We start from the raw sequence: 25,253 nt of genomic DNA, 5'->3' as shown, positions 1-25,253 counted from the left end.
GGCTACGTAGTTCTACGTAGCCGGATGACAGGTAAAGCCGGCTGCTCATGACCACGCCCCAAGGACGTGGCCTCTCAAATTCAAATGAATTGCCCCCAAAGGAACGCTGAAAGGCGGCTCCAGTCAGCTCGCCGGCCGCACCACATCCAGCAGCGATTGCAGGGAATACCCCAGGCTCGGCGCCAGGGCGTCGGCCTTGGCCTTGAGCGCCTTGAGATCAAGCTGCTGGTCCAGGTCAGCCGGCACGAACAGCACCACATTGCCCTCCTTCACCGGGCACTCCCAGTAGTGCCGGTGGAAGAGCCCCCGCAGCAAGGCGGCCCCCAAGGGCTTGCCGTCATCAGAGGCCCACTGGTTGATCACCAGCCAGCCGCCGGGGCTGAGGCGTTTCTGGCAGGCGCCGAGAAAATTCCAGGCCAGATGGCCAACCCCAGGCCCCTGGTCGGTGTAGAGGTCGACGAAGATCAGGTCCGCCGGTTCGGCGCTGTCCAGCAGTTCCAGGGCATCGCCGATGCGCACGTAAAGGCGCGGATCGTCGGTCAGGCCCAGGTATTCCATCGCCAGGCGCGGTACATCCGGCCGCAGCTCGATCACTTCCACATCTTCCAGCGGCAGGAACTTCAGGCAGGCCTGGGTCAGGGTGCCGGCACCAAGGCCGAGGAACAGGGCGTTCTCCGGCGCCTCGTGGCACAGCGCACCAATCAGCATGGCGCGGGTGTAGTCGTACTCCAGCCAGGCCGGATCGGCGGTGAATACGCAGCTCTGCTCCACCGCTTCGCCAAATTCGAGGATGCGATACGGACCGACCTCGTAGACCCGGATCACGCCGAAATCGTCATGCACTTCCGCGAGCAGGCGCTCCTCGGACATCTCGTCACTACTCCTTCAAGACCGGTGCTGACAAATCGCACCAGCCCGGCGCCACATCGGCGCCTATTGCCATTGAAGCCGGAGCCTGTGCTCCCGGCATAATCCGAACCACGCGCCCCAGCGGGCGAAACCGCACAAGAATAACAGCGCAGAGGTCGATTCCAGCATGTACGCCATCATTGGCGCCGGGCCCATGGGCCTGTGCAGTACCCGCCAGTTGCAGAAACACGGCATCCCCTTCGTCGGCTTCGAGCTGCATGGCGATGTGGGCGGGCTCTGGGACATCGACAACCCCCACAGCACCATGTACGACTCGGCGCACCTGATCTCCTCCAAACGCACCACCGAATTCACCGAACTCCCCATGGATGCCGAGGTGGCGCCCTTCCCGCACCACAGCGAGATGCGCCGCTACTTCCGCGCCTACGCGAAGCACTTCGACCTGTACCGGCACCCGCGTCGTGCGCCTGGAGCGCCAGGGCAAGCACTGGAAGCTGACCAGCGAACAGGGCGGCCAGCTTCGCGAAAGCCTGTTCATCCTCCTCGCCTACACCCTGGAAGCCATCACCGGCTTTGGCAGCTCACTGGGGGCCCTGCTGCGCATCAATGAGTTGCTACCGGTGCTGCTGCCCTTGAACGTCGGCACCGCCCTCCACCCTTTGTTCCGCGTCTGCGGCGTGCTCCTCTGCTACCGCGCCTAGCGCCGCTTCCGGGCCTTTCGGTTACCATGGTTCATCTACCGCAAGCAGCCATATCGAGCCCCTGATGAGCAGCCAAGAATGGAGCCCTGAAAGCTGGAGGGACAAACCCATCCAGCAACAGCCCGAGTACCCGGACGCCACCAAACTGGCGCATGTCGAACAGACCCTGGCGAGCTTCCCGCCCCTGGTCTTCGCCGGCGAAGCCCGCGAGTTGCGCCGCCAGTTCGCCGAAGTCACCGAGGGCCGCGCCTTCCTGCTCCAGGGCGGTGACTGCGCGGAAAGCTTTGCCGAGTTTTCCGCCGCGAAAATCCGCGACACCTTCAAGGTGCTGCTGCAGATGGCCATTGTCATGACCTTTGCCGCCGGCTGCCCGGTGGTGAAGGTCGGCCGCATGGCCGGCCAGTTCGCCAAGCCGCGCTCATCCGGCAACGAGACCCAAGGCGACGTCACCCTGCCCGCCTACCGTGGCGACATCGTCAACGGCATCGGCTTCGACCCCGCCAGCCGCGTACCGGACCCGGAACGCCTGCTGCAGGCCTATCACCAGGCCACCGCAACCCTCAACCTGCTGCGCGCCTTCGCCCAGGGCGGATTCGCTGACCTGCACCAGGTGCATCAGTGGAACCTCGACTTCATCGCCAATTCCGCGCTGACCGAGAAATACAGCCAGTTGGCCGATCGGATCGACGAGGCCCTGGCCTTCATGCGCGCCTGCGGGCTGGACACCGCGCCGCAATTGCGCGAAGCCAGTTTCTTCACCGCCCATGAAGCCCTGCTGCTGAACTACGAGCAGGCCTTCGTGCGCCGTGACAGCCTGACCGGTGGCTGGTACGACTGCTCCGCCCACATGCTCTGGATCGGCGACCGCACCCGCCAGCTGGATGGCGCCCACGTGGAATTCCTGCGCGGAGTCGGCAACCCCATCGGCGTCAAGGTGGGGCCGAGCATGGACACCGAAGAGCTGATCCGCCTGATCGACGTCCTCAACCCGGACAACGATCCGGGCCGGCTCAACCTGATCGTGCGCATGGGCGCCGACAAGGTCGGCGAGCACCTGCCGCGCCTGATCCGCGCCGTGCAGCGCGAAGGCTGCAAAGTACTGTGGAGCTCCGATCCCATGCACGGCAACACCATCAAGGCCTCCAGCGGCTACAAGACCCGCGACTTCGCCAGCATCCTCGGCGAAGTGAAGCAGTTCTTCGACGTGCACCAGGCCGAAGGCAGCCACGCCGGCGGTATCCATATCGAGATGACCGGGCAGAACGTCACCGAATGCATCGGCGGCGCCCGCCCCATCACCGAAGACGCCCTCTCCGACCGCTACCACACCCACTGCGACCCGCGCCTGAACGCCGACCAGTCCCTGGAACTGGCCTTCCTGATTGCGGAAACGCTGAAGCAGGTTCGCCGATAGGAGCAGGGGCCATGTTGTGGGGGCGAATTCATTCGCCAAGGGCAGCACAGCTGCCCCCACAGGGTGCCCTCCAACGGTTCGCGGCTATGCCAGACAAGCCTGCAGTCGCGCCGTCCCCGGCCGCCTGCAGGTCACGGCCACTTCGCCCAGCCCCAGCCAGCCCGCCATGCTTCTCAGGTTTTCCGCCAACGCCTGAACGCCCGCTTCGCTGAGGCCGTGTTCTTCCTCGTGCAAGGCATGCACCGCCAGGCGGTCCTGAGCCCGCTCGGCGCGCAGGTCCACTCGGGCGGCCAGTCGCTCGTCATGGAGGAAGGGCAGCACGTAGTAGCCGTACTGGCGCTTGTGCTGGGGCGTGTAGATCTCCAGGCGGTAGCGGAAATCGAACAGACGCTCGGTGCGCGCCCGCTCCCAGATCAGCGAATCAAAGGGCGACAGCAGGGCACTGGCCCTGATCTTGCGCGGCACCTTGGACTCGCCGATGCAATAAGCGGTCTGCTTCCAGCCGTGGACATGCACCGGTAGCAAGGCCCCCTCTTCCACCAGTTCGGCCAGCCGTGCCTGGCTGTCGCCGGCGTCCAGGCGGTAGTAGTCCCGCAGGTCGCGTTCAGTGCCGACGCCAAGGGCCGCCGCGGCGCGCAAGAGCAACTGGCGCTGGGCGTCGGCCTCGTGCATTTCAGGCTGGTTGAGGATGTCGGCGGGAATCACCCGCTCCGGCAGATCGTAGAGACGCTCGAAGCCCCGGCGCCCGGCCACTGTCACTTCACCGGCAGCGAACAGCCACTCCATGGCGTGCTTCTCCGCGCTCCAGTCCCACCAGGGGCCGGCGCGCTCCTCCCGAGTGCTCAGCGCACCGGCACCCAGGGCGCCTTGCTCACGTACCGCCTGGAGGACTCGCTGGATCACTTCCTGCTGCTCGAAACCAAAGCGTGCCAGTTGCTGGTAGATGCCCTGGCCATTGGCCGCCCGGCGCATGCGCCAGCGCATCAGGGGATAGAGTTCCAACGGCAGCAGCGACGCTTCGTGCCCCCAATACTCGAACAATGCACGGCGCCGGGGCTTGCCCCAGGCCAGGTCGTCCAGCAGCTCGCGATCGTAGTGGCCAAGCCGGGAGAAGGCCGGCAGGTAATGGGAGCGCACCAGGGCGTTCACCGAGTCGATCTGCACCACACCCAGGGACTCCAGTTGGGCCAACAACTGGCGATGCCGGATCGCGCCACGGGGTGCACGGGCGAAGCCCTGGGCCGCCAGAGCCAGGCGGCGTGCTTCGGGCAGGGAAAGCGTCAGTGTCATGGGGCTCCGTGCCGACAGGGGAAATGACGCTTCACAGTAGCATCAGCTTGCCTGGCTTTCGCGCTCCAGCTCGAAGGGGACCAGGGGCACGGACTGGTCCGGCGCCAGGAAGGTCTGGCGGAAGGTGAAGGCTTCAGGCGTCGGGCCCGCTTCACGCAGACGCGCCAGTCGCTCCGCTGCCTCACGCACATCCGGCCGATGCCCCTTGGGCACCCACCACAGCACCTGATGCACGCCGGAGAGGCGCTCGAACCACTCCTTGCGGCGCTGCAGCATCTCCACATGGGCCGAGCGGTAGACGAACTCGATGAGGCTCGACACATCGCGCCAGACCGAGAGGTTGACCAGCACGTCCGGACCGAAGGGGCGAATGGTAGTGGCGTCGCCCTCCTCGTCCTGCAAGCGCCAGACGAAGCCGGGGGCGTTGTCGGCCAAGGCATTGATCGGCGCCAGGTTGGCGACGAAATCGGCCATGACCGGGGAATCCAGGGACGCCTTCATCGAGGCGATGTTCAGCTGGGCAAGTTCGTGGGTGTTCGACATGGTTCCTTTCCTGTGGGTCCATCCATCAAGGGTTGCGGCCCGCCCTGCGCTTCACCGTCGGCGGGCCGCACGCTCCCTCAGCTTTTTTTCAGCGGGTCTTCCCAGAAGTGACGCTCGGATTCCTCCATCACATCGGCGCGGGACAGGCCAATGTCCTTGAGCATGTCATCGCTCATGCGTGCCAGCTGGTCACGTTCATACACCAGTTGCTCCCAGCGCCTGACCTTGTGCCATGCGGCCAAGAGCCAGCCTTCGTGATGAGCCGGTGCGTCGAAACGCGCGTGATGCGAAGTACCGATAAAGCCGTGTTGACCTTTCATCGTGTTGCCCTCCCAGTGGGGATGGCGACAGTGTCTGACTAGGACTACGATCAATCCAACGAATGTTTCTGATGCACTGCATCTCAGGAATTGATGAATGAACTACCCCGCCATCGACACCGAACTGCTGCGCACCTTCGTCGCCATTGCGGATTACGGCGGCTTCACCCGCGCGGCGGAAATGGTCAACCGGACCCAATCGGCCGTGAGCATGCAAATGAAGCGGCTGGAAGAAGACGTGCTGCAACGCCCTGTGTTCGAGCGCGATGGCCGTCAGGTCAGGCTCACCGCCGAAGGGCAGATCCTGCTGGGCTATGCCCGGCGCATCCTGAAGTTGCATGGCGAGGTGATGACCACGCTGCGCCAGCCGCACATGGTGGGCTCGGTGCGCATCGGCACGCCGGACGACTACGTGATGCGCTTCCTGCCCGGCATCCTCTCGCGCTTCGCCAAGGCCTTTCCGCTGGTGCAGGTCGAGGTGCATTGCGATTCCACGTCGCAGTTGCTGCAACGCCAGGACCTCGATCTGACCATCGTCACCCGCAAGCCGGGGGACGACATCGGCGAACTCCTGCGCCAGGAGCGCCTGGTCTGGGCCGAAGCCGCAGGGTACAGCCCCCACGAGCAGACGCCCATGCCATTGGCCGTGTTCAACAGCGACTGCTTCTGCCGCGGCTGGGCCTGTAATGCCCTGGACGCCCTGAGCCGCGAGTACCGCATCGCCTATACCAGTCCGAGCCTGGCGGCGATCATGGCGGTGGTCAGCGCCGGCCTGGCGGTGACCGCGCAGCTGCAGAGCCTGATCACGCCCGACATGCGCATTCTCGGAGAAGCCGAGGGCCTGCCAGTGCTGCCGCTGTGCAACATCATGCTGCTGCGCAACGAGAGCAGTCAGTCTCCGGTCACTGAAACCCTCGCGGAACACATCATCGAAGGATTCCGCATTTGAGCCTCACTTGAGCGAGAGCATCACCGCGCAAAGCAGCAGGAAGACACAGAACAGCGAGCGCAGTACCCGCTCCGGCAGGGCATGGGCCAGGCGTACACCCCAGCTGATGCTGAGCAACCCACCCAGCGCCAGGGGCAGGCCCATCGCCCAGTTCACGTGGTGGTGCAGACCGTAGGTGGCCAGGGTGACCGCCGTGCTGGGTGCCGCCAACGCCAGGGACAACCCCTGGGCCATCACCTGGCTGGTGCCGAAAACGCTGGTGAGTACCGGAGTGGCGATCACCGCGCCACCGACCCCGAAGAGTCCACCGGCCGTCCCCGCCACACCGCCCAGGGCACCCAGCCAGGGCCAGGGCTGCCGCAATTCGGCACTGGCGTGGGCCGCCTTGGCCATGAACATCCGCGCGAAGTTGTACGCGGCCAGCGCCAGGAGGAAGCCGACAAAGGCCAGGCGCATGCTTTCCGAATCCACCCGCACCGCGAACAACGACGCCAGCCAGGCAAAGCCGAAACTGGAGGTCGCCAGCAGCGTCGCGTAGCGCGGATCGATGCGGTTGCGCTGGTGATAGCGCCAGAGCGCCAGGAGCACGTTGGGCACCACCATCACCAGGGCAGTGCCCTGGGCCAGCTGCTGGTCGAGGCCGAATAGCACCCCCAGGGCGGGAATGGCGATCAGCCCGCCGCCAATGCCGAAGAGTCCACCCAGGGTGCCCAGCAGCGCGCCGAGCACCAGGTTCATAACGAAAGCCAGCAGGTCCATGACGCCTCCCAATCTGATAAGGCGGATGCTACCCGCGCCCGGTTGGCACGGAAACGCACAGCAGCGCACAATGGCTTTGCGCATTTCGCACAGGCAGCTTTCCATGAATCCTGACGCCCTCACCGAGCAACTGGCCCTCTTCCTCGACGTGCTGGAAGCCGGAAGCTTTTCCGCTGCAGCCCGCCGTCATCCGCTCACCCCATCGGCCGTGGCACGGCGGATCGACGCCCTCGAGCGGGCCTTGGGCAGTAGCCTGTTCGTGCGCAGCACCCATGCGGTGAAACCCACCGCCGCCGGCCTGGCCTTTGCCGAACGGGCAAAGCGGGTGTTGGCGGAACTGCGCCTGGCTCGGGCGGAAGCGGTGTCCCTGAGCAGCGCCCCGGAAGGCCTGATCCGCATCGATGCCCCCGCTCCCTTCGGTCGCCGCCACCTGGCGCCCGCCATCGCGGAGTTCCTCGCGACCTATCCCGGCCTGGATGTGCAACTGCGGCTGATCGACAGTTTCATCGACATGGAGGGGGAAAACCTGGGCCAGGTGGACCTCGTGCTGCGCATCGGCCCACTGGCAGACACCCGCCTCGTGGCCACGCCGTTGGCCCCCATGGTACGGGTGCTCTGTGCCAGCCCCGAGTACCTGCGTCGGCGTGGCATTCCCCGCGACGCGCGCGAACTACCCAACCACGACGGCCTGGACTGGGATGCCCTGGCACCGCCCTATGCCTGGCGCTTCGAGGTCAACGGCAAGCTGCAATTGGTACGTCCAGGACGCATGCGGATGACCGCCAACAACGCCGAGGCCCTGCTCTTCAGTGCCCTGGCGGGATTGGGCATCGCCCATCTGCCCACCTGGCTGATCAGTGAATACCTGGTGCGCGGCGAGCTGGTGCCGCTGTTCTGCGACGACGGCCTTCCACCACCGGAGCCCAGTGGCATCTACGCCTTGCGCCTGGAGGGAGAAGCCAGTTCGCGGAGCCGCCTGCTGCTGGAGTTCCTGAAGAACCGCTTCGGCCCAGTACCGCCCTGGGACCTGGCCCTGGGCGGCCTGAACCGCGGCTGATCAGACGGGCTGCTGCACCACGCGGGTTCCCGCCAGCAGGTCATGCAGGCAGCGGCGGTCGCTCCGGAAGATGAACAGGTAATCCGCCAGCACCACCAGCATGCCGACAATCGGCACGTAGACCACCAGCCACCAGACCAGGTAGCGCTTGAGCAGCAAGCCGACCAGCTCCGGGACCTTGCCATCGAGGTCGACGATGGCGATCTTCAGCAACCGCTTGCCAAGGGTCTGGCCGTAATTCTTGAGGAAGTGTCCGTTGACCAGCAGGAAGGCCGCCAGCCCCACCACCAGGCTCAGCAACTGCTGGCCCAGGCTTGGCTCGATACCCTGCTGCGCGGCGGCGAAGCTGCCGGAGAGGTAAGCCACCGGCACGGTCGCCAGGCTCATGATCAGGCCATCGATCAGCGCCGCGCCGAGGCGCGTCCAGCGCGAAGCCAGCAGGGGTTCGGCGGCACTGTTGACGGTGAGTTCGGCCTGGGGCGCCTGATAGGGGTTCTGCAGATTGTCCATGGTGCTGTCCTTGCGGGGAGGGGTGACCGAACAAGTGTGGCTCGTGCCATGACCAGCGCAAGGCAGCCCGTAAGACGATCAACGGATTGCATTTTGCCCACGAAACGCTTGCGCGCTAAATTAGCCTCCATCACTGCCTTCGGAGGCCAATCATGTCCGACACCCCCTGCGAAGAGCTGTTGCTCGACAACCAGCTCTGCTTCGCCCTCTACTCCACGTCCCTGCTGATGACCAAGGTCTACAAGCCCCTGCTCCAGGAGCTGGGCCTGACCTATCCGCAGTACCTCGCCATGATGGTGCTCTGGGAGGCCGACGGCATCACCGTCGGCGAGATCAGCAACCGCATGCTCACCGACCCCGGTTCCCTCACTCCCCTGCTCAAGCGCCTGGAAGTCGAGGGTCTGATCACCCGGACCCGCAGCAGCAAGGACGAACGCGTGGTGGAACTCCGCCTCACCGAACAAGGCCGTGCCCTGAAGGACAGGGCCAGGTCCGTACCCGCCTGCATCCTTGCAGCCACCGAACTGACCACTGACCACCTGGGCAACCTCAGGGACGAACTGGTGTCACTTCGCAACAGCCTGGGCAAGGCCGTCTGACGGCCTTATTCCCATCGCTTTTCGGTTTATTCCAAAGTTTTCCAATAAATATCTTGCGCGCTAAATAAATCGCCAGTAATTTCCGTTTCACGCACTTACTTAGCGCGCAAGACTTTAGCCATCAAATCAATTGGAGAGACCTGGAATGAAACCGATCAGCACCCTTGCCGCCAGCAGCCTGCTCGCCTTCTCCGTCGGCCATGCCTTCGCCGCTGGTAGCCCGGGCGTCGAACACACTACCCAGGCCTTCCTGGAAGCCCTGGCGGCAGGCGGCGGCAAGCCCCTGGAAACGCTCGCGCCCAAGGATGCCCGCGCTGTGCTGGTGGGTGCCCAGGCCAGCGTGAAACTGGACCTGCCGAAGGCGGACGTCAGCCAGAAGACCATTGACGCCGATGGCCAGAAGATCGATCTGACCATCGTCCGCCCCGCTGGCGTGAAAGGCACCCTGCCGGTGTTCATGTTCTTCCACGGCGGCGGCTGGGTGCTGGGCGACTACCCGACCCACGAACGCCTGATCCGCGACCTGGTGGCAAATTCCGGCGCCGTGGCGGTCTACGTGAACTACACGCCCTCCCCCGAAGCCAAGTACCCGACCGCCATCAACCAGGCCTACGCGGCGACCCAGTGGGTGGCCGAGCACGGCAAGGAAATCGGCGTGGATGGCAAGCGCCTGGCAGTGGCGGGCAACAGCGTCGGCGGCAACATGGCCGCAGTGGTCAGCCTGATGGCCAAAGACAAGGGCACGCCGAAGATCCGCTTCCAGGCCCTGCTGTGGCCGGTGACGGACGCGAATTTCAACAACGCGTCCTACAACCAGTTCGAGAACGGGCATTTCCTGACCCGCGACATGATGAAGTGGTTCTGGAACAGCTACACCACCGACCCACGCCAGCGCGCCGAGATCTACGCCTCGCCGCTGCAGGCGTCCACCGAGCAGTTGAAAGGACTGCCGCCGGCCCTGGTGCAGACCGCAGAGTTCGACGTGCTGCGCGACGAAGGCGAAGCCTACGCCCGCAAGCTGGACGCCGCTGGCGTGGAGGTGACTTCGGTGCGCTACAACGGGATGATCCACGACTTCGGCCTGCTCAACGTGCTGGCCAAGGTCCCCGGCACCCGCGCCGCCATGCAGCAGGCCGGCGAGGCGCTGAAAGAACACCTGAAGTAACCAGGCGGGAACGAAAAAGCCCGGCATACGCCGGGCTTTTTTCTTGTCTCGCGAAGAACCCATTAACGATCAGCTGCGCGTCGGCCCTGCGGCGTTAAAAACAGGCTCGGATGCTCATTTACAGCTCGTAAACTCCGCTTCCTCGCCTGTTCTTGCCTTGCATGGCTCTAGCTCGCAAGGTCGTAAACGGGTTCTAACAGGCTTAGGCCTTGACGCGGGACTTGTACTCGCCGGTACGGGTGTCGATCTCGATGGAATCACCGATTTCGCAGAAGGCGGATACTTGCAGCTCGGCACCGTTGTTCAGGCGAGCCACTTTCATCACCTTGCCGGAGGTGTCGCCACGGACAGCCGGTTCGGTGTAGGCGATCTGGCGAACGATGGTGGTCGGCAGTTCGACGGAGATCACGCGATCGTTGTAGAACACGGCTTCGCAAACGTCGGTCATGCCGTCTTCGATGAAGGTCAGGACGCCTTCCAGGTCCGCCTTCTCGATCTCGTACTGGTTGAACTCGGTGTCCATGAAGACGTACAGCGGATCAGCGAAGTAGGAATAGGTTACTTCCTTACGTTCGAGGATGATCGGCTCCAGCTTGTCGTCGGCCTTGAACACGGTCTCGGTGCCGGCGCCGGTCAGCAGGTTCTTCAGCTTCATCTTGACGACAGCGCTGTTGCGGCCGGATTTGTTGAACTCGGCCTTTTGGATGACCCAGGGAGCGCCATTGATGTTGGCGACTTGGCCGGCGCGGAACTCTTGAGCGGTTTTCATACGAATATCCGATGTGGATGGGTGACAAAAAACAGGCCGCGTATCATAGCGGTTTTGTACAAAACTGCACCAGACCCGTCGCGAGGTCGACTCGCGCAGCCTGCGCCTGACACCAGCGCTCGGCGTGGTGCCGCAACTCCGGCCACTGTTCCAGCAGCCCCGACCAGGCTTGCCCCATGCCCTCGCCCCTGTTCCAGGCCCGCCAGCTTGCGGTCAGCGCGACAGCCGCAGCAGGCGACAACTCACGGCAATAGACGGTGAGGAAGGCCTCCAGCTTGTCCCAGTGGGCGCCCTCTTCCTGCTGATAGATATGCCAGAGGAACGGCTGGCCGGCCCACTGCGCGCGGACGAAGGAGTCCTCGCCGCGGACTGCGTTGAAATCGCAGCACCAGAGAAGTCGATCGTAATCCTCCTGGCTGACGAATGGCAGAACCTGGATCGCCAGGCTGCCCCGGCGGAAGCAGGCCCCTGCGTGCAGCTTTTCCTCGCCCAGCCAGCGCGCCAGATCTGCCAGCACGCGGCCGACCGGCACCAGCAACTGCACCTGCTGCGCCCCTGCCGCCAAAGCGTCGAGCCAGCCGGCCAGGGCGCTGTTTTCGTAGGCGAAGAGCGAGATCAGCAGCGCGTCGGGCTCCAACGCTACACCCAGTTCCTCAAGGAACGCCTTGCGGGCGCCAGGGCCGGACTGGAATGCCTGGCGACGCTCAAGCAGCGCCGCCTCGCGCAGCAGGCCGCCGGAATCGTCGGTGAAACCGGGAAAGTAGAAGGTCTTCTGCAGGCCATTGGGTTGGAACGACGGCAAGCCATGGCAGCCACCCACCCAATCCTCGGCACTGAGGTATTCCAGATTCAGCCAACGGGGCGGCTCAGCGCGAGCGGCCATCGCCTCCAGGTATTGCTCCGGCAACTGACAGGCGAAGGCCTCGATGACCACGTCCGCCGCCTCCACGGGCTGCCAATCCCAGCGCCAGTGGCGAATCTCGACGCCTTGCTGCAGTTGGGATTCGGCTTCGGGGTCGGCCTGGGGGCACAGCGGTGCGAATACCGCCGGCTCGTCCACCCAGAGGCGCACGATCTGGCCATGCTCGGCCGCCAGTTGGCGAGCCAGGCGCCAGGTCACGCCAATGTCACCGAAGTTATCGACGACGTTGCAGAAAATGTCCCACTTCACGATGCGCGTCCGGAAAAAAGCGCAGTTTAACCAAGTCGCCGGTCGCACAAACAAAATGCCCGCCATAAAGGCGGGCCAAAGGAGGAGCGAGGAACAAAAAGGTTGAGCGATGGCGGTGTGACTCAGGCTGCCAGGCCGTAGGCGCCTCGCTGGCGTCGTGCCAGTTCCAGCAGCCAGATCGACTTGCTGGCACCCGCCGCTTCCCGAGAGGTGAAGGGGCCGGAACGCATCTCGCCATCCACCACCACGAACCAGCAGGCCATATGGCCGGCGGCCCGAAGCGACTCCGGAACTGCGGTACCCACCAGGGACATGACATCAACGCGGGACATAACCACCTCCATCGCCTTGCATGGGGCAAAGACTATGGGCCGGAGTCGATCAATAGAAATCAGTTGTCTCGATAGTGCCTATCCATGACAACGATGAGCCGTCCGTCCGCAAACTGGGCAGCACGAAAATGGGGCGTCTATATAGGTGGCTCTAAGCCATCAGTTTCGGATGGCGCCCGCTGACAGGAAGTCAAACGATGCCCTTCCCCGCCTGCCCCAGCCTTTCGCGCGTCCTTTCTCTCCCCAATCGCCACCTCGATGCGAGCCGTGCGTCATGAACGGCCCGATCCAGTGCTTTTTCAACGACCTCAGCGTCCGCCAGAAGCTGCTCACCGGATTCGGCCTGGTTCTCGCCATCACCCTGCTCGTGGCCTGGACCAGCTGGCGTGCACTGGAGGGCGCCCTGCACCGTTTCGACATCCTGCTGCGGGTCAGTGAAATCGACACCAAGCTCTACCAGGTTCGCCAGCACGAAAAAGACTTCATCATCCGCAGCGACGAGCAGTCCATCCGCAGCGCATTGCAGATCATCGGGGAGATCCAGGGCATCGCCGACAACGCCCTGAAGGTGATGACCATCCCCAGAACCATCGACCTGATGAAACAGATCCAGACGGATCTCGGCCAATACCAACTGAAACTGGCCGCGCTGGTAGAAGCCGAGCACGGCAAGCGCGACACCCAGGCGAGCATGGAGGAAGCGGCCCGCGAGGCGCTCAAGCAGTTCGACGAACTGGAACAGCACCTGACCCAGGAGGCCTTGCAGCAAATCCGCCAGAGCGGCGACGAGAATGGCATTCGCGCCCTGGAAAGCGCGAACCACGCCTCGGGCATGGCCAAGGACATGCTCGCCGCACGGCGCCACGAGAAGAACTTCATCATGCGCGGCGACAACCAGGACGCCGACAAGCTCAACGCTCTCTTCGACTCCCTCGATGACCGGGCCGATGAGCTGGCCGCCCGGATCGGCGATCCCAGCGCCCAGGAAGACCTCGTTTCGGCACGCAAGCAGATCGAGCGCTACCGCAGCGAGTTCGCCAACCTGCAACAAAGCGTTCAGTCCCACGACAAATCCGAGTCCGAACTCGCTACTCGCGCCTCGGGCATCTCGGACTCTTCCACCGACGCACTCAACATGCAGCTGCAATTGCTGGAAGCCGACGCCCGTCAGGCCAAGACCATCCTCGCCAGCTCGGCCGCCATCGGTTTCGTGGTCGGGCTGCTGGCGGCCTTGCTGATCGCCCAACTGATCGTCACGCCCTTGCGCCAGGCCGTGCACCAGGCCCGCAAGGTGGCAGCCGGCGACCTGACCTCGGACATCCACAGCGACCGCAAGGACGAACTAGGTCAACTGATGCAGGCCATGCAGGACATGACCGAAAGCCTGCGGGGCCTGCTCACGCGTCTCAGCAATGGCATCGAACAGCTGGCCACCGCCGCCGAGGAGATGTCCGCTGTCACCGAGCAGACCAGCGCCGGCGTCACCCAGCAGAAGATGGAAACCGAGCAAGTGGCCACGGCCATGCACCAGATGGTCACCACGGTGCAGGACGTCGCCCGCAACGCCGAATCTGCCGCCGACTCCGCCGGCCACGCCGACCGCCAGGCGCAGCACGGGACCGCCGTGGTACAGCAAGCCATCCAGCGCATCGAAAGCCTGGCCCGGGCCATTGAACAGTCGGCCGGCGCCATCGAGCGGCTCAAGCATGACAGCACCAACATTGGTGCCGTGCTCGATGTGATCAAGAGCATCGCTGAACAGACCAACCTGCTCGCCCTCAATGCGGCCATCGAAGCAGCCCGGGCCGGCGAAGCGGGACGCGGGTTCGCCGTCGTGGCGGACGAGGTACGGGCCCTTGCCCGCCGCACCCAGGAGTCCACCACCCAGATAGAACAGTTGGTCAGCACCCTGCAGGATGGTGCCCAGAGCGCCGTGGACATGATGGGACGCAGCCGCACCCAGGCCGGCGATACCGTGGACGCGGCCAAGCAGGCCGGCGACGCCCTGGAGGCCATCAACAGTTCCGTCTCCAACATCCAGCAACTCAACCAGCAGATCGCCACAGCCGCCGAGCAACAAAGCGCGGTGGCCGAGGAGATCAACCGCAGCGTCACCAACATTCGTGATGTGGCGGAGCAATCCGCCGCCGCCACCGAGGAAACATCCGCCGCCAGCATCGACCTTGCCCGCCTGGGCAGCGAACTGCAGACCGAGGTCAACCGCTTCCGCCTCGCCTGAACGCACAAGCCCCCTGCCCGCTTGCGCGGACAGGGGGCTTGTTAGAAGCAGGGGATCACATCAGCGGGGTAGCCCTGTATCCCAGGGGCCGCTGCAGTTGCGGCCTGGATGGCGCCGCCGCCACACCGCATTGCGACATGCGGTGCCAGGGTCATCGCAGTATCGAGACACTGCGATCCCGAACCTCGATCCTCCTGGTAATGGCGGAACCGCCCTGGCCATGCGGGTTTTCCTCGTCATCCTTGAAGGGGCTTGGCAGAGCCATGGCTGCGGCCTACGATAATCACGTTTCGCTTATTACGCAAACACGATAAGTGAACCAGGGACGATTCATTCCGTCATTAAGATTCGCGGCATGAACACGCTTGGATCGCGCATCGCGCACTACCGAAAGGTGAAAGGACTCTCGCAGCAGGCCCTGGCCAATGAGTGTGGTTGGGAGTCCCAATCCCGCATCGGTAACTACGAAAGGGACACCCGGGAACCCTCGTTCGATGACCTGAGGCGAATCGCCAAGGCGTTGAGGGTGACGCTCAACGACCTGCTGAATCCCGCCATGCTGATTGCCGAATCCGAAGAAGGCCGTTACGAGCCTGAAGAGAAGCTCAGCCTTCGCTCGCGCCAGGTGCTGGACCGACTCATGCAGGCCGCCAGCCAGGGTCGCCTGGTGGAGCAGGACCTTCTCCTGCTGGAACTCATCGCCCAGCGCCTGGAACGCCCGGAAGACTGAACCCGAGCCGACCCTTTCCACCTCTGGACTGTCTCAAAGGTATGGGGAGTCATTTCCCTTGCCTTGAGAGGTACCGCCCATGCTTGGCCACGTCATCAGAGTTACCCTGCTGGCCGCCGTTCTTGCCAGCAGCGGGGGGTGCATCATTTACCGCTACGACCATGACCACGACCACTACCGTGGCGGCTGGGACAGTCACCGCGACCATGATGATTGGTACAGGGGCGGGTACAGGAGAGGCCACCGCTGAACCCTGCAAGCCCCGCAAATGCGGGGCTTTCCAATGAGGTCCCGGAGCCTGTTCGACCGGGTGTATAGTCGGGAACCCGGCCCATGAAGAGCGGTCAGCCATGGCTGCTTCCACCCCAGGCATATCACGACGCCAGTTGCTCAAGGCCTTCGCCGCCTTCACTGCGCTGCTGGTGACCGGTGATGCGGCCGCCGCCAGGATCGACGTGACCCTCCGGCGGCCCCAGAACATCCATGCCCGCATCCTCAATCGCGACCGCTACCTGCGCCTGGAGCGCCCTGCATCCGGCGAAGTCGCCAGCTTTTGCTATTTCCGCAAGGGCAAGGGCTGGGACATGGCCGGCTACCGCCAGGGCTGCCGCATCCTGCGAGACGTGAAGTACAAGTCCACGGTCAAGATCAACGTCAAGCTGTTCGACCTGCTCTTCCTGATCCAGGCGTGGTTGCGCATCAACAAGCTGCCCACGCGCATCCTCGTCAACAGCGGCTACCGCACCCCGCAACACAACGCCACGCTGGAGGGTGCCGCCAGGCATTCCCTGCATATCCGCGGCATGGCCGCCGACATCCGCATTCCTGGCGTGAGCGTCGAACGGCTGGGCAAGCTGGTCCGGGGCATCGGCGCCGGCGGTGTGGGCTTCTATCCCTCGAAGGGCTTCATCCACGTCGATGTAGGGCGCGTCCGAACCTGGCGCGTGGCCGAACTGCTGGAGCCCGGCCAGGAGGAATGGGCACTTGCCGTGCTGGATGGGGATGAGGGTTACAGCTAATCCGGATCGGCGCAGTCAGCACAGACGAACTGACCGCGCCGGTCCGTCCGATCGGTAAGCTCGCCGCAGTAATCGCACGCCCCTTCCGGGGCATCCAGCGGGTCCGCCTCCTCATCATCGAACTCGTCGTCCAGATCGTCGCCGTTGTCCAGCAGGTAATCGTGCTCGGGTTCCGGGAGGTCGAGGTCTTCGTCCATAGCAAGCTACCGAGAGGGATTGGAGGGGCGCGGACTATAGCGTGGTGGACATATCAGCGACCAGCGCAGGGGACAGATGGAGAAGGCGTTGCCGGGACGTAATTGAAGTGAAGACGTGCCCTACAGCCCGATATCGGCCTTCTGGATTCCGGCAATAACGGCGCTCCACTTATTAACATAACAGTCGTTGCGCTAATTAAATGTGACTGCTACGCTCCGGCTTACCTTAGTGAAACTTCCTGGGAGACAGCACCATGAACGACGCACTACGCAAGGCGTTTCTGGAAGACGGGACGGTCCTGATCAAAGGCCTGCTGAACGAGGAGCAGCTGACACGGTGCCGCGATGCGTACGACTGGGCCGTGGAAAACCACGGCCCCCACGCTACCCGGATGTTCAATGGAACCGAGCAGCAGTCCCACGTCGACAACGCCAATCCGCTGGCCAAGGAACGACTGGAAGAGCTGGTGTCCTCCCTGCCCTTCGGCCAGCTGTTCGCTGATCTCTGGGGTTCGGAGAACGTCTGGTACTTCGCCGAGGAAGTGTTCCTCAAGGCCGGCGGGCACGGCGCCCGCACGCTCTGGCACCAGGACACCTCCTACCTGCCCTGGGCCGGTCATCACTGGGGCAATGCCTGGATCAGCTTCGAGTCCGTTCCCCGGAAGAACGCGCTGGAGATCGTGCGTGGCTCCCATCGCGGCCCGCGCTACGACGGCACCACGTTCCGCGACCCCAATGACCCGACTCAGCCCCTGCATGGCGGTGACGCCCTGCCCCGCCTGCCCGATGTCGAAGCCGAGCGCCGGATGAACCCCGGCGCCTACGAGATCCTGTCCTGGGCCACCGAGCCCGGGGACGTGGTGCTGCTGCACCCCGGCTCGCTCCACGGCGGAGCACCGGTCGACGCAGATTTCCCGGATCGCCACACCTTCGTCTTCCGCTTCTTCGGCGACGACGCCACCTTCCATCCGCTGCCGGAGCACAGCGATTCGGGCTATCCGAGGCAAGGCGTCCTGTTCAGCGAGCAACTCTCGACCCTGAACGCCGGCGAACCTTTCCGCCACCCAACCTTCCGCCAACTCGTCTGAGAGGAGCGCCGACGATGAATGCCCAGAATCTCAAGCGACAGTCCATCAATCCGCCGCCGACCCAGGTGTTCTACGACAACTTCCACTTCTCCCAGGCCACCCGCGTGGGCGACATGATCTGGGTCTCCGGCCAGGTGGGGATCGACGCCGCGATGACGCCGGGCAAGGACATGGAGGAGCAAGCGCAGTTGGCCTTCCAGGCCCTGAAGTCCGTCCTCGAAGCAGCCGGCGCCAGCCTGGCCGATGTGGTCGAGCTGATGACCTTCCACACCGACCTCCGGGGCGACATGCCGGCCTTCACCCAGGTCAAGGACCACTACTTCCCCGACCGCTATCCCTCCTGGACCGCCGTCGGCATCTCGCAACTCGCCCTTCCCGAACTGCGCGTGGAGATCCGCGCCATAGCCGTCGCCGGATGCGGCGACGCCTGAACCCGTGTCCTTCCTCATCCACAACAAGCACAAGGACTGTCCATGGCTACCCTGACCGTAAGCTACCCCCTGGCCGCCGGCTCGACCTTCGACCGGGATTACTACCTGTCCACCCACCTACCACTGGCCCAGGCCGCGTGGGGCGAGTTCGGCCTGCAATCGGCGGAGGTCCTGTTTCCCGCTGCCGCCCCCCAGCCCCTGGCCGGCATGGTGATCCTGCGTTTCGCCGACCAGACCGGAATCGATGCCGCCCTGGCCTCCCCGATGACGCGCGAGGTGATCAGCGACGTGCCAAACTTCACCAACATCGCACCGGTGATCTTCCGCGCGGACGACTGAGGGGCACCTGGTGGGGCCGGCGGAAGTGCCCCACCCCGGCGCTGGCCCTCCGTGGGTGCTTTATTCCAGCAATTTCCCTATGCTGGGCCGCCCTGGTGAGTCGCAGCCAGCGGCCACGACCTTTCCAACCGACCTGACGATGTTCCCGAGTCCCCATGCCTGACGCCAAGACCCGCCCCCAATCCGGAACCCAGCGCGCGAGCGATAACGAGTCCGAACCCGCCGTACGCAGGGGCCGGCCTGTCGGTGACCACAATGCCAAGCGAGCCGAGTTGCTGGCGGCGGCGATCACAGTGATCGCCCAGGAAGGTTATGCCGGTGCCTCGATGCGCAAGGTGGCGCAGCACGCCGGGTGCACCACGGGCGCGGTGACCTACTACTTCGCCAACAAGGAAGAAATGGTCAGCGAGGTCGCCCAGAATCTGTTCGACAGGGTCGACACGCTCCTGGAAATCAATCGCGAGCAGATCGACATCATGGCGCTCGTCCAGCAGTGGCTGGATTGGATCAGTTCCGACGAACCGAGCAACTGGCTGGCCTGGCTGCAACTGCTCACGCACGCTCGTCACGAGCCGGCGTTCGCCGGCGTCATCAAGCAACGCTACGCCCGGTTTCGCGAGGTCTTCACCTCGGTCCTGGAGGATGGGCAGCGCCAGGGCAAGATCCGCGACGATATCGCCGCCGACCTGCTGGCCGACCAGGTGAGCGCCATCAGCGATGGCTGGCTGATGATGCTGCCGATCGAACCCGAGCGTTTCAGCGCGGAACGTGGGCAGGCGCTGCTCGAAGCGCTGATCACCCTGATTTCCCCACCGAAGGCCTCCAAGCGCTCGTCCAAAGCCAAGGCCACCGCACAGTAATCTGCGCACCGACGGGCCCCGTGCGGGGCCCGACTTCCCCCCTCTTCTCCTGCCGTCCCTTCCCCCTTCATACGCCTCGCGACCGAGCGTCTTGCGCTGCCTGCGCATGCCTGCAGCTTTTTCCCTTGCACGAAATGGAAACTCATGTATTTTGCGTAACGCATGAAACAATAATTAAAAAACAACCATGTGTTGAGGGCGAAGATGGACCTGGGAACCAAGGTGTTATCGCTGTCCAAGGGGGGACGAGCCCCCCGTTACGACCGTCGTGGAATACCGGCCCGCATCAGGCGACTGCTAGGTATCGGACTCTCGCTCCTGGCGCTTCAGGCAAGCGCGGAGAACGTCGTGAAGGTGCACAACTGGGCGGATTACATCGCCCCGGACGTGCTCCGTGATTTCGAGCGGGATACCGGCATCAGGGTCGAGTACAGCCAGTTCGCGACAGCGGCGGAACTGGAGGCGGACCTGGCCTCCGGCAAGCGCTTCGACGTCATCGTCCCCACTGATTTCCAGCTTGAGCGCCTGATCAAGGAAAACCAGCTTCTCGAGCTGGACGTGGCTGATCTGCCGAACCGGGCCGAAGTGAGCGACGAGCTGCTGGCCAAACTGACCTCCAAGGGCCGGGCCGACCAGTACGTTGCGCCCTACATGTGGGGCACCGTGGGCCTCGTCGTCAATGAGCGCGCAGCGTCTCAGGCACTGCAGGCGCCCGTCGCGAACAGCTGGAGCGTCCTCTTCGACCCGGCCAGTGCAGGCAAGCTGAAAGCTTGTGGCGCGGTCTTGCACAACGAGCCGGAACAGACCCTTTCCCTGTACCTGAACTACCGCGGCAAGAACCTCCGCACCCAGAGCGCCCGTGGCATCGACAAGGCGACTCGCGAAATCGGCGATCTGGGGGTCCCCCTTGGCCCGAAAGCCTTCACGGACCTCGTTTCCCAGCTTTCCGAAGGCCGGATATGCGCGGCCATCACCTGGAACGGCATTGCCGCCATGGCCAACGACAAGGGCGCGCTCCGCTTCAGCATTCCCCTTGAAGGCGGGCTGATGTTCATCGACAGCCTGGCCATTCCCCGCAATGCCCCGAACCGCGAAGCGGCCTACCGCTTCATCGACTACATGCTGCAACCTGGCATTGCGGCGCGAAACGCCACGGCGACCCACTTCATCCCCAGCTTCGACCTGGATCTCGAACGCAATCGACAACTGCTTCCCGACCTGGCCATCCCGAGCCAGGAAGAACGCAGGCGTCTGTTCTTCCTGGAGCGGCAGTCCGATTCCCAGAAACGCGCGATAGACGCCGCCTGGTCTCATCTGGCTGCGGACAAGCCGGAGTAAACATCCACGTTCGTCGAACGGGGACTTGCTTTTGGTCCCTATAAGGGGCGGGGCCTCCCGATACACCTGGAGCGAAACTCCTGCACGTACCCCACCCTACCTGGTCAACTCCGGTGCTCTGTTGAGACACATTGAGTCGTAACAGGCAGAGCCGGTTACTCGTGACCACGTCCTAAGGGCGTGGTTTCCAATTTCAAATGCCCCGATCAGCAGGATGAACCTGCTACTCGCCCTGCCATGACCCTGACGCAGGCCGCTGTCCCCTTCCCGCCATTCTTCGCTTTGCATCGTCCCCGTTGTGGAGTACTTTACATAACGTCAGTTATCTTAATTAAAACAATAGAGTTGACCGAGGCGAAGATGGCATCTGAAAACCATGATTTATCGCTGACCGCACGCCGGCGGCGCCTGCTTCTTCAGGCAATTGGAAGCGCGACCCTGGTGGGCGGAATAGCGCTCAGCGGACGAGCCACGGCCCAGGTACTGCGGGCAGGACAGGCAGACGTCCTGGACGTGGTCATCATCGGCGCTGGGCTGGCCGGCCTGACGGCCGCACGGGACCTGCAGCGAGCCGGCTGCGAATCCCTCGCCGTGCTGGAAGCCCGAGACCGGGTGGGTGGCCGCACCTACAACCACGACCTGGGCAACGGGGTCGTCTCGGAAGCCGGCGGCCAATGGATCGGCCCTGGCCAGACCTCCATCTTCGACCTGGCCCGCGAGCTCGAGGTCGACACCTTCCCCACCTACTACCAGGGCAAGAACGTGTATCTGGTGGGTGGCGCCAAGTATGAGGAAGACCTCACCAGCGGCCAGGGCGCCAGCAACCCGATCACAGAAAAGCTCAATGAATTGGCGCGGGGCGTTCCCAGCAAGGAGCCCTGGACGGCGGCGGATGCGGCGGCCATCGACCAACTCTCGGTGGGCCAGTGGCTGGCGCAGCAGGGGGTCGACAATCAGGCCAGGCTCAGCTTCGATGCGTCCATCGGACTGACCACCGGCACGCCCCCTTCGAACCTGGCGTTGTTGCACTACCTCTCCCTCATCAACTCCGCTGACTGCAGCATGGAGAAGCTCGAGGGGTTCAAGGGCGGCGCCCAGGAGACCCGCTTCGTCGGCGGCTCCCAGATTCTCAGCATCAAGATGGCGGAGGCCCTGGGCGACAAGGTCAAATTGTCGTGCCCGGTGCGCAGGATCGTCGGCTGGGATCGCGACGTCGTCGAACTCCATACCGACCAGGGCGTCATTCGCGCCCGCCAGGTCATCGCCGCGCTGCACCCGGCGCTGTGCAACCAGATCGTTTTCGACCCGCCGCTTCCCGACGGACGTGCGCAGTTGCAACGCCTCTGGCCTTCCCACGCCCCCATGCGCAAGACCGTGCATGTCTATAAGCGCCCGTTCTGGCGGGAACAGGGCCTGAACGGCCAGATCACGCAAGCCGACGGACCGCTGATCCTCTCCTACGACAACTCGCCCCCGGATGGCAGCGTCGGTGTCCTCGCCGCTTTCGTCAGGACCGCACAGCTGCCCCACGATCCCAAGCGCGCCGAGAGCACCCTGTCGGCTATCTACGCGCAGGTACTGGGCGACGAAGCGCTGCACCCCACCCAGTACCACGACCATGACTGGGGCAAGGTCGATCCCTGGACCCTGACTTGCGTCGGCTCCATACCACCCGGCTTCCTGACCCGCTGGGGCCAGTACCTGAAGCCCCCGGTCGGTCGCCTGATCTGGTCCGGCACTGAAACGGCCGATCTCTGGGCCAGCGGCATGGACGGTGCCGTGCGCTCCGGCCACCGGGCAGCACTCGAGGCCCTCCAGGCGCTGGTAAAAGCCGGGAGGAGCGCATGATGAAACGAGTCCTTCTTATCGGCGCCGCCGTCATGGTGGCGGGCCTGACGACAGCGGCAGCCGTTGTCGGTCCGGAAATGCTGGCGGGTTATCGGTTCATGGACGCCGTGGACCGGTACTACATCGCCTACGAGGCCAATGGCGGCGCCTGGCCGCAGATCCAGGACTCCTGCGCGCTCTGCCATGGCGTCAACGGCCAGCCACGGGATGCGCAGTACGCCGCCCTTGCCGGTCAGCCGGCGCCCTATATCGAGGCGCAGTTGCACGCCTTTGCCGAAGGCCGTCGCCACAGCGCGCAGATGGGGCCGCTGGCGGCGAACCTGAGCGATACGCAGATCAAGGCACTGGCGGACTACTTCTCCCGCCAGACACCGGATACGACTGAGGCACCCGAGCCGGACGACGCCCTGGCGAAGCGTGGGCAGGCGGTTGTTGCGGCCAAGGGATGTATTGCGTGCCATGGCGAGAACCTCTCCGGCGGCCCCCTCGGCCCCCGCATCGCCGGACAAGGCGCGGACTACCTGTCCGACCAGTTGCAGGCCTTCAAACAAGGCCAGCGTCAGGACCCCAGCCAGGTCATGAACGCCATGGCCGGCTCGCTTTCGGATGAGGAACTCCAGGCCACGGTTCACTACCTCTCCGGCCTGGCGCCAGCGCAGTCTCACAGCGCCCACTGACCCGCTGGCGGGCAGGGATGCTCGCCATCGCCCACCCGGCTAACACCCTCTGGAAAACACACACGCCCCTGCGACCGCAGGTCGGCAAAATTTTGCGTAACGATCTTTTTCCATAACAACTGTTGCGTAAATATTTGCAGCGGATTACAGTCCTGCAAAACAACAAAAGCTTCAGGAGCTCCGCTCATGAAAGACTCCACAAGCCGCCCCGGTCCCAGCGACGTTTTCGCCGCCCTCATGGACGTTCCCGGTGGCTCACCCTCCCCCCTTGCTTGCCGCCAGACCATCCGGTTTCGACACACCGATGAGCAGCACAGTCAGCGCCTGAACTCCGCAGGGAGCAGAACCAACCTGAACCTGGTTGTGTCCGCTCGCGACTTGCCCGTGCCAGGCATTCCCCATTCGGCTCTTCAGGAGTCGTCATTGATGGGGCTCATCGCTTCTGAAGCCGATTCCATCAATCAATTGCCCTGCTTGTTCTGACAGGCACGGAGATATTCATGAGCAATCATCATTACGACACTTTGATTATTGGCGCAGGCCTGTCCGGAATTGGCACTGCCTGCCATATGACCGAAGAGTTTCCGGGAAGGAGCCTTGCCATCCTGGAGCGCCGCAAATGCATCGGTGGGACGTGGGATCTTTTCCGTTACCCGGGAATCCGCTCTGACTCGGACATGCTCAGCTACGGCTACAAGTTTCGCCTCTGGGACAGCTCCAAGATTCTCGCCGATGGCGCATCACTCCGCCGTTATATCCAGGACACAGCGGCGGAATATGGAATCGCCGATAAAGTCCATTACGGCCTCAAGATCACCGGCGCAAACTGGTCCAGCCAACAGCGCCTATGGCAAGTGACTGCCCTGCATGAACCCAGCGGCGAAATCAAACACTACAGTTGCAACTACCTTGTGTGCTGCACCGGTTATTACAACCACGATGAGGGTTTCCTCCCCGAGTTCCCGGGCGAAGAGAACTTCAAAGGCATCAGGATTCACCCGCAACACTGGCCTGAAGACCTGAACTACAAGGGCAAGAAAGTTGTAGTGATCGGTAGCGGTGCCACCGCAGCCACGCTGATTCCGGCCATGGCGGACACCGCCGGGCATATCACCATGCTGCAACGCTCCCCTTCCTATGTTTACTCACTGCCGTCGGTCGACAAGCTGACCACCGCACTGGCCCGCATCATGCCGGCAAGCTGGGCGAAAGGGCTGGCACGCAAGCGCAATATCCTGATGTACCGCGCCGCCTACATTGCGTGCCGGCAATGGCCGAGGCTGATGCGCTCAATCATCCTCTCCCATGTCCGCAAGCAAGTCGGCCCGAATGTCGACATGCGTCATTTCACCCCCAAGTACATGCCCTGGGACGAGCGTCTTTGTGCCGTACCCGATGGCGACCTGTTCAAGTCTCTGCGCAGCGGGAAAGCCTCCGTTGAGACCGACCACATTGAGCGTTTCACGGAGAAGGGAATTCTCTTGAAGTCCGGCAAGGAACTGGAGGCCGACATCATTATCGCGGCGACCGGACTCAAGCTGCAGATACTCGGTGGAATGACGCTGTCGATCGATGGCACCCCGTATCCGGTTGGCGAACAAATGACCTACAAGGGTGTATTGCTGGAAAACCTGCCTAACCTGGCGTGGATCTTCGGCTACACCAACATTTCCTGGACACTGAAAGTCAGCCTCGCAGCCAAGTATCTTTGCCGGTTGTTCCGGCATATGGAGAAAAACAACTTCGACGTCGTCACCCCATACGATCATGAACACAATGCACTGAATGACGGAATCATGAACTCCATGAAGTCCGGATACATTCAACGCGATCAACACTTCCTCCCGCGCCAGGGTAAGTCCTACCCCTGGCATGTGTTCATGCATTACGGCCGAGACAAGAAGATGTTGTTGAAAGACGCAGTCGAAGACAGCCGCCTGGAGTTTCTGCCTGCCAGGCAGGATGCATACAAAGCACAACCTTCGCGAGTTGCCGGTTGAATAACCGGCTTTCGCGAAAGCGCACGCCACCACGCCAT

At 63.6% G+C, this 25,253-nt stretch carries 28 protein-coding genes and 2 pseudogenes; 19 read left to right on the top strand and 11 right to left on the bottom strand.

The genetic code is table 11. The features are described 5' to 3' along the window. Positions 1-123: 123 nt before the first annotated feature. Positions 124-870: a spermidine synthase gene (locus tag TQ98_RS10605; protein WP_044875385.1), complete on the bottom strand. Its 747-nt coding sequence runs from the start codon at positions 868-870 to the stop codon at positions 124-126. Positions 871-1,036: 166 nt separating this feature from the next. Between TQ98_RS10605 and TQ98_RS10600 the strand changes: the two are divergent. From TQ98_RS10600 to TQ98_RS10595, 3 genes and pseudogenes are all read left to right on the top strand, one after another. Then, positions 1,037-1,418, top strand: a pseudogene (locus tag TQ98_RS10600) (NAD(P)-binding protein); the annotation flags it as partial. Beyond that, positions 1,401-1,511: pseudogene (locus TQ98_RS28070) on the top strand (sulfite exporter TauE/SafE family protein); the annotation flags it as partial. The pseudogenes TQ98_RS10600 and TQ98_RS28070, both read left to right, overlap by 18 nt. Before the next feature lie 124 nt (positions 1,512-1,635). After that, positions 1,636-2,985 carry a 3-deoxy-7-phosphoheptulonate synthase class II gene (locus TQ98_RS10595; RefSeq protein ID WP_044875382.1) on the top strand — a complete coding sequence of 450 codons (1,350 nt, stop codon included), beginning with the start codon at positions 1,636-1,638 and terminating at the stop codon, positions 2,983-2,985. Between the two features lie 84 nt (positions 2,986-3,069). On the opposite strand, the gene TQ98_RS10590 is transcribed toward TQ98_RS10595, so the two are convergent. The 3 genes from TQ98_RS10590 to TQ98_RS10580 all read right to left on the bottom strand — a co-directional run bounded on the left by TQ98_RS10590 (position 3,070) and on the right by TQ98_RS10580 (position 5,138). Beyond that, on the bottom strand, positions 3,070-4,275 hold the full coding sequence (locus TQ98_RS10590; RefSeq protein WP_044875381.1) for a winged helix-turn-helix domain-containing protein: 1,206 nt from the start codon (positions 4,273-4,275) through the stop codon (positions 3,070-3,072). Positions 4,276-4,317: 42 nt separating this feature from the next. Next, positions 4,318-4,818: a DUF3291 domain-containing protein gene (locus tag TQ98_RS10585; RefSeq protein ID WP_044875380.1), complete on the bottom strand. Its 501-nt coding sequence runs from the start codon at positions 4,816-4,818 to the stop codon at positions 4,318-4,320. Positions 4,819-4,895: 77 nt separating this feature from the next. Further along, a complete protein-coding gene (locus TQ98_RS10580) occupies positions 4,896-5,138 on the bottom strand; it encodes a DUF1127 domain-containing protein (RefSeq protein WP_044875379.1) in 243 nt (80 codons plus the stop codon). A 97-nt stretch (positions 5,139-5,235) separates the two neighbouring features. On the opposite strand from TQ98_RS10580, the gene TQ98_RS10575 reads away from it, so the two are divergent. Next, complete coding sequence (locus TQ98_RS10575; protein WP_044875378.1) at positions 5,236-6,087, top strand: LysR substrate-binding domain-containing protein; 852 nt, start codon at positions 5,236-5,238, stop codon at positions 6,085-6,087. Positions 6,088-6,090: 3 nt separating this feature from the next. Here TQ98_RS10575 and TQ98_RS10570 read toward each other — a convergent pair whose 3' ends face one another. Continuing rightward, positions 6,091-6,846, bottom strand: coding sequence for a sulfite exporter TauE/SafE family protein (locus TQ98_RS10570; RefSeq protein WP_044875377.1), 756 nt, complete (start codon positions 6,844-6,846; stop codon positions 6,091-6,093). A gap of 103 nt (positions 6,847-6,949) precedes the next feature. On the opposite strand from TQ98_RS10570, the gene TQ98_RS10565 reads away from it, so the two are divergent. Then, on the top strand, positions 6,950-7,903 hold the full coding sequence (locus tag TQ98_RS10565; protein ID WP_044875376.1) for a LysR family transcriptional regulator: 954 nt from the start codon (positions 6,950-6,952) through the stop codon (positions 7,901-7,903). Here the strand turns inward: TQ98_RS10565 and TQ98_RS10560 are convergent, their stop codons facing one another. Beyond that, a complete protein-coding gene (locus TQ98_RS10560; RefSeq protein WP_044875375.1) occupies positions 7,904-8,413 on the bottom strand; it encodes an RDD family protein in 510 nt (169 codons plus the stop codon). Positions 8,414-8,565: 152 nt separating this feature from the next. Between TQ98_RS10560 and TQ98_RS10555 the strand changes: the two genes are divergently transcribed. Both TQ98_RS10555 and TQ98_RS10550 read left to right on the top strand, forming a co-directional pair. Then, positions 8,566-9,012 (top strand): MarR family transcriptional regulator, encoded by a 447-nt coding sequence (locus TQ98_RS10555; protein WP_044875374.1) that lies wholly within the window; start codon positions 8,566-8,568, stop codon positions 9,010-9,012. 145 nt (positions 9,013-9,157) lie between these two features. Further along, a complete protein-coding gene (locus TQ98_RS10550) occupies positions 9,158-10,177 on the top strand; it encodes an alpha/beta hydrolase (RefSeq protein WP_044875373.1) in 1,020 nt (339 codons plus the stop codon). 202 nt (positions 10,178-10,379) lie between these two features. On the opposite strand, the gene efp is transcribed toward TQ98_RS10550, so the two are convergent. The 3 genes from efp to TQ98_RS10535 all read right to left on the bottom strand — a co-directional run bounded on the left by efp (position 10,380) and on the right by TQ98_RS10535 (position 12,449). Next, positions 10,380-10,946 carry an elongation factor P gene (efp, locus tag TQ98_RS10545; RefSeq protein ID WP_044875372.1) on the bottom strand — a complete coding sequence of 189 codons (567 nt, stop codon included), beginning with the start codon at positions 10,944-10,946 and terminating at the stop codon, positions 10,380-10,382. A gap of 43 nt (positions 10,947-10,989) precedes the next feature. Beyond that, positions 10,990-12,120 (bottom strand): elongation factor P maturation arginine rhamnosyltransferase EarP, encoded by a 1,131-nt coding sequence (gene earP / locus TQ98_RS10540; protein WP_044875518.1) that lies wholly within the window; start codon positions 12,118-12,120, stop codon positions 10,990-10,992. A gap of 119 nt (positions 12,121-12,239) precedes the next feature. Continuing rightward, positions 12,240-12,449, bottom strand: coding sequence for a hypothetical protein (locus TQ98_RS10535; RefSeq protein ID WP_044875371.1), 210 nt, complete (start codon positions 12,447-12,449; stop codon positions 12,240-12,242). A 274-nt stretch (positions 12,450-12,723) separates the two neighbouring features. On the opposite strand from TQ98_RS10535, the gene TQ98_RS10530 reads away from it, so the two are divergent. From TQ98_RS10530 to TQ98_RS10520, 3 genes are all read left to right on the top strand, one after another. Next, on the top strand, positions 12,724-14,688 hold the full coding sequence (locus tag TQ98_RS10530) for a methyl-accepting chemotaxis protein (RefSeq protein ID WP_103102934.1): 1,965 nt from the start codon (positions 12,724-12,726) through the stop codon (positions 14,686-14,688). A 355-nt stretch (positions 14,689-15,043) separates the two neighbouring features. Further along, entirely contained in the window at positions 15,044-15,418 is a 375-nt protein-coding gene (locus TQ98_RS10525; protein ID WP_044875368.1) for a helix-turn-helix transcriptional regulator, read from the top strand. Positions 15,419-15,768: 350 nt separating this feature from the next. Continuing rightward, positions 15,769-16,437, top strand: a complete 669-nt coding sequence (locus TQ98_RS10520) for a DUF882 domain-containing protein (protein WP_082073325.1) — start codon at positions 15,769-15,771, stop codon at positions 16,435-16,437. On the opposite strand, the gene TQ98_RS10515 is transcribed toward TQ98_RS10520, so the two are convergent. After that, on the bottom strand, positions 16,434-16,634 hold the full coding sequence (locus TQ98_RS10515; protein ID WP_044875367.1) for a hypothetical protein: 201 nt from the start codon (positions 16,632-16,634) through the stop codon (positions 16,434-16,436). The genes TQ98_RS10520 and TQ98_RS10515 overlap by 4 nt on opposite strands. Positions 16,635-16,888: 254 nt before the next feature. Here TQ98_RS10515 and TQ98_RS10510 point away from each other — a divergent pair, with 254 nt between their 5' ends. The 7 genes from TQ98_RS10510 to TQ98_RS10480 all read left to right on the top strand — a co-directional run bounded on the left by TQ98_RS10510 (position 16,889) and on the right by TQ98_RS10480 (position 23,215). Beyond that, positions 16,889-17,722: a phytanoyl-CoA dioxygenase family protein gene (locus TQ98_RS10510; protein ID WP_044875366.1), complete on the top strand. Its 834-nt coding sequence runs from the start codon at positions 16,889-16,891 to the stop codon at positions 17,720-17,722. A gap of 14 nt (positions 17,723-17,736) precedes the next feature. Further along, a complete protein-coding gene (locus TQ98_RS10505; protein ID WP_044875365.1) occupies positions 17,737-18,153 on the top strand; it encodes a RidA family protein in 417 nt (138 codons plus the stop codon). Positions 18,154-18,195: 42 nt separating this feature from the next. Beyond that, entirely contained in the window at positions 18,196-18,492 is a 297-nt protein-coding gene (locus TQ98_RS10500) for an EthD family reductase (protein ID WP_044875364.1), read from the top strand. A 155-nt stretch (positions 18,493-18,647) separates the two neighbouring features. Continuing rightward, positions 18,648-19,352 (top strand): TetR/AcrR family transcriptional regulator, encoded by a 705-nt coding sequence (locus tag TQ98_RS10495; RefSeq protein ID WP_044875363.1) that lies wholly within the window; start codon positions 18,648-18,650, stop codon positions 19,350-19,352. Between the two features lie 348 nt (positions 19,353-19,700). Continuing rightward, positions 19,701-20,690 (top strand): extracellular solute-binding protein, encoded by a 990-nt coding sequence (locus tag TQ98_RS10490; RefSeq protein ID WP_052659276.1) that lies wholly within the window; start codon positions 19,701-19,703, stop codon positions 20,688-20,690. A 360-nt stretch (positions 20,691-21,050) separates the two neighbouring features. Then, on the top strand, positions 21,051-22,538 hold the full coding sequence (locus TQ98_RS10485; protein ID WP_044875362.1) for an FAD-dependent oxidoreductase: 1,488 nt from the start codon (positions 21,051-21,053) through the stop codon (positions 22,536-22,538). Then, positions 22,535-23,215 (top strand): c-type cytochrome, encoded by a 681-nt coding sequence (locus TQ98_RS10480; protein ID WP_347337821.1) that lies wholly within the window; start codon positions 22,535-22,537, stop codon positions 23,213-23,215. The genes TQ98_RS10485 and TQ98_RS10480 overlap by 4 nt, the downstream gene beginning before the upstream one ends. On the opposite strand, the gene TQ98_RS27585 is transcribed toward TQ98_RS10480, so the two are convergent. After that, positions 23,200-23,403, bottom strand: coding sequence for a hypothetical protein (locus tag TQ98_RS27585; RefSeq protein WP_146036001.1), 204 nt, complete (start codon positions 23,401-23,403; stop codon positions 23,200-23,202). The two genes, TQ98_RS10480 and TQ98_RS27585, sit on opposite strands and share 16 nt — an antisense overlap. Here TQ98_RS27585 and TQ98_RS10475 point away from each other — a divergent pair. Next, the gene (locus tag TQ98_RS10475) at positions 23,402-23,698 is read left to right on the top strand and encodes a hypothetical protein (RefSeq protein WP_044875360.1); all 297 of its coding nucleotides are present in this window, start codon (positions 23,402-23,404) and stop codon (positions 23,696-23,698) included. The two genes, TQ98_RS27585 and TQ98_RS10475, sit on opposite strands and share 2 nt — an antisense overlap. Before the next feature lie 17 nt (positions 23,699-23,715). Beyond that, positions 23,716-25,215, top strand: coding sequence for an NAD(P)/FAD-dependent oxidoreductase (locus tag TQ98_RS10470; RefSeq protein WP_044875359.1), 1,500 nt, complete (start codon positions 23,716-23,718; stop codon positions 25,213-25,215). Positions 25,216-25,253: the final 38 nt, after the last annotated feature.

The sequence above is a fragment of the Pseudomonas sp. LFM046 genome (genome assembly GCF_000949385.2).
Taxonomy (GTDB): Bacteria; Pseudomonadota; Gammaproteobacteria; order Pseudomonadales; family Pseudomonadaceae; genus Metapseudomonas.
This window is presented reverse-complemented; position numbering and strand designations above follow the sequence as displayed.

Excerpts from the sequence above, each read along its gene's own strand:
- TQ98_RS10605 (WP_044875385.1), bottom strand. The coding sequence starts at position 870 with ATGTCCGAGGAGCGCCTGCTCGCGGAAGTGCATGACGATTTCGGCGTG.
- TQ98_RS10595 (WP_044875382.1), top strand. The coding sequence starts at position 1,636 with ATGAGCAGCCAAGAATGGAGCCCTGAAAGCTGGAGGGACAAACCCATC.
- TQ98_RS10590 (WP_044875381.1), bottom strand. The coding sequence starts at position 4,275 with ATGACACTGACGCTTTCCCTGCCCGAAGCACGCCGCCTGGCTCTGGCG.
- TQ98_RS10585 (WP_044875380.1), bottom strand. The coding sequence starts at position 4,818 with ATGTCGAACACCCACGAACTTGCCCAGCTGAACATCGCCTCGATGAAG.
- TQ98_RS10580 (WP_044875379.1), bottom strand. The coding sequence starts at position 5,138 with ATGAAAGGTCAACACGGCTTTATCGGTACTTCGCATCACGCGCGTTTC.
- TQ98_RS10575 (WP_044875378.1), top strand. The coding sequence starts at position 5,236 with ATGAACTACCCCGCCATCGACACCGAACTGCTGCGCACCTTCGTCGCC.
- TQ98_RS10570 (WP_044875377.1), bottom strand. The coding sequence starts at position 6,846 with ATGGACCTGCTGGCTTTCGTTATGAACCTGGTGCTCGGCGCGCTGCTG.
- TQ98_RS10565 (WP_044875376.1), top strand. The coding sequence starts at position 6,950 with ATGAATCCTGACGCCCTCACCGAGCAACTGGCCCTCTTCCTCGACGTG.
- TQ98_RS10560 (WP_044875375.1), bottom strand. The coding sequence starts at position 8,413 with ATGGACAATCTGCAGAACCCCTATCAGGCGCCCCAGGCCGAACTCACC.
- TQ98_RS10555 (WP_044875374.1), top strand. The coding sequence starts at position 8,566 with ATGTCCGACACCCCCTGCGAAGAGCTGTTGCTCGACAACCAGCTCTGC.
- TQ98_RS10550 (WP_044875373.1), top strand. The coding sequence starts at position 9,158 with ATGAAACCGATCAGCACCCTTGCCGCCAGCAGCCTGCTCGCCTTCTCC.
- efp (WP_044875372.1), bottom strand. The coding sequence starts at position 10,946 with ATGAAAACCGCTCAAGAGTTCCGCGCCGGCCAAGTCGCCAACATCAAT.
- TQ98_RS10535 (WP_044875371.1), bottom strand. The coding sequence starts at position 12,449 with ATGTCCCGCGTTGATGTCATGTCCCTGGTGGGTACCGCAGTTCCGGAG.
- TQ98_RS10530 (WP_103102934.1), top strand. The coding sequence starts at position 12,724 with ATGAACGGCCCGATCCAGTGCTTTTTCAACGACCTCAGCGTCCGCCAG.
- TQ98_RS10525 (WP_044875368.1), top strand. The coding sequence starts at position 15,044 with ATGAACACGCTTGGATCGCGCATCGCGCACTACCGAAAGGTGAAAGGA.
- TQ98_RS10520 (WP_082073325.1), top strand. The coding sequence starts at position 15,769 with ATGGCTGCTTCCACCCCAGGCATATCACGACGCCAGTTGCTCAAGGCC.
- TQ98_RS10515 (WP_044875367.1), bottom strand. The coding sequence starts at position 16,634 with ATGGACGAAGACCTCGACCTCCCGGAACCCGAGCACGATTACCTGCTG.
- TQ98_RS10510 (WP_044875366.1), top strand. The coding sequence starts at position 16,889 with ATGAACGACGCACTACGCAAGGCGTTTCTGGAAGACGGGACGGTCCTG.
- TQ98_RS10505 (WP_044875365.1), top strand. The coding sequence starts at position 17,737 with ATGAATGCCCAGAATCTCAAGCGACAGTCCATCAATCCGCCGCCGACC.
- TQ98_RS10500 (WP_044875364.1), top strand. The coding sequence starts at position 18,196 with ATGGCTACCCTGACCGTAAGCTACCCCCTGGCCGCCGGCTCGACCTTC.
- TQ98_RS10495 (WP_044875363.1), top strand. The coding sequence starts at position 18,648 with ATGCCTGACGCCAAGACCCGCCCCCAATCCGGAACCCAGCGCGCGAGC.
- TQ98_RS10485 (WP_044875362.1), top strand. The coding sequence starts at position 21,051 with ATGGCATCTGAAAACCATGATTTATCGCTGACCGCACGCCGGCGGCGC.
- TQ98_RS10480 (WP_347337821.1), top strand. The coding sequence starts at position 22,535 with ATGATGAAACGAGTCCTTCTTATCGGCGCCGCCGTCATGGTGGCGGGC.
- TQ98_RS10475 (WP_044875360.1), top strand. The coding sequence starts at position 23,402 with ATGAAAGACTCCACAAGCCGCCCCGGTCCCAGCGACGTTTTCGCCGCC.
- TQ98_RS27585 (WP_146036001.1), bottom strand. The coding sequence starts at position 23,403 with ATGAGCGGAGCTCCTGAAGCTTTTGTTGTTTTGCAGGACTGTAATCCG.
- TQ98_RS10470 (WP_044875359.1), top strand. The coding sequence starts at position 23,716 with ATGAGCAATCATCATTACGACACTTTGATTATTGGCGCAGGCCTGTCC.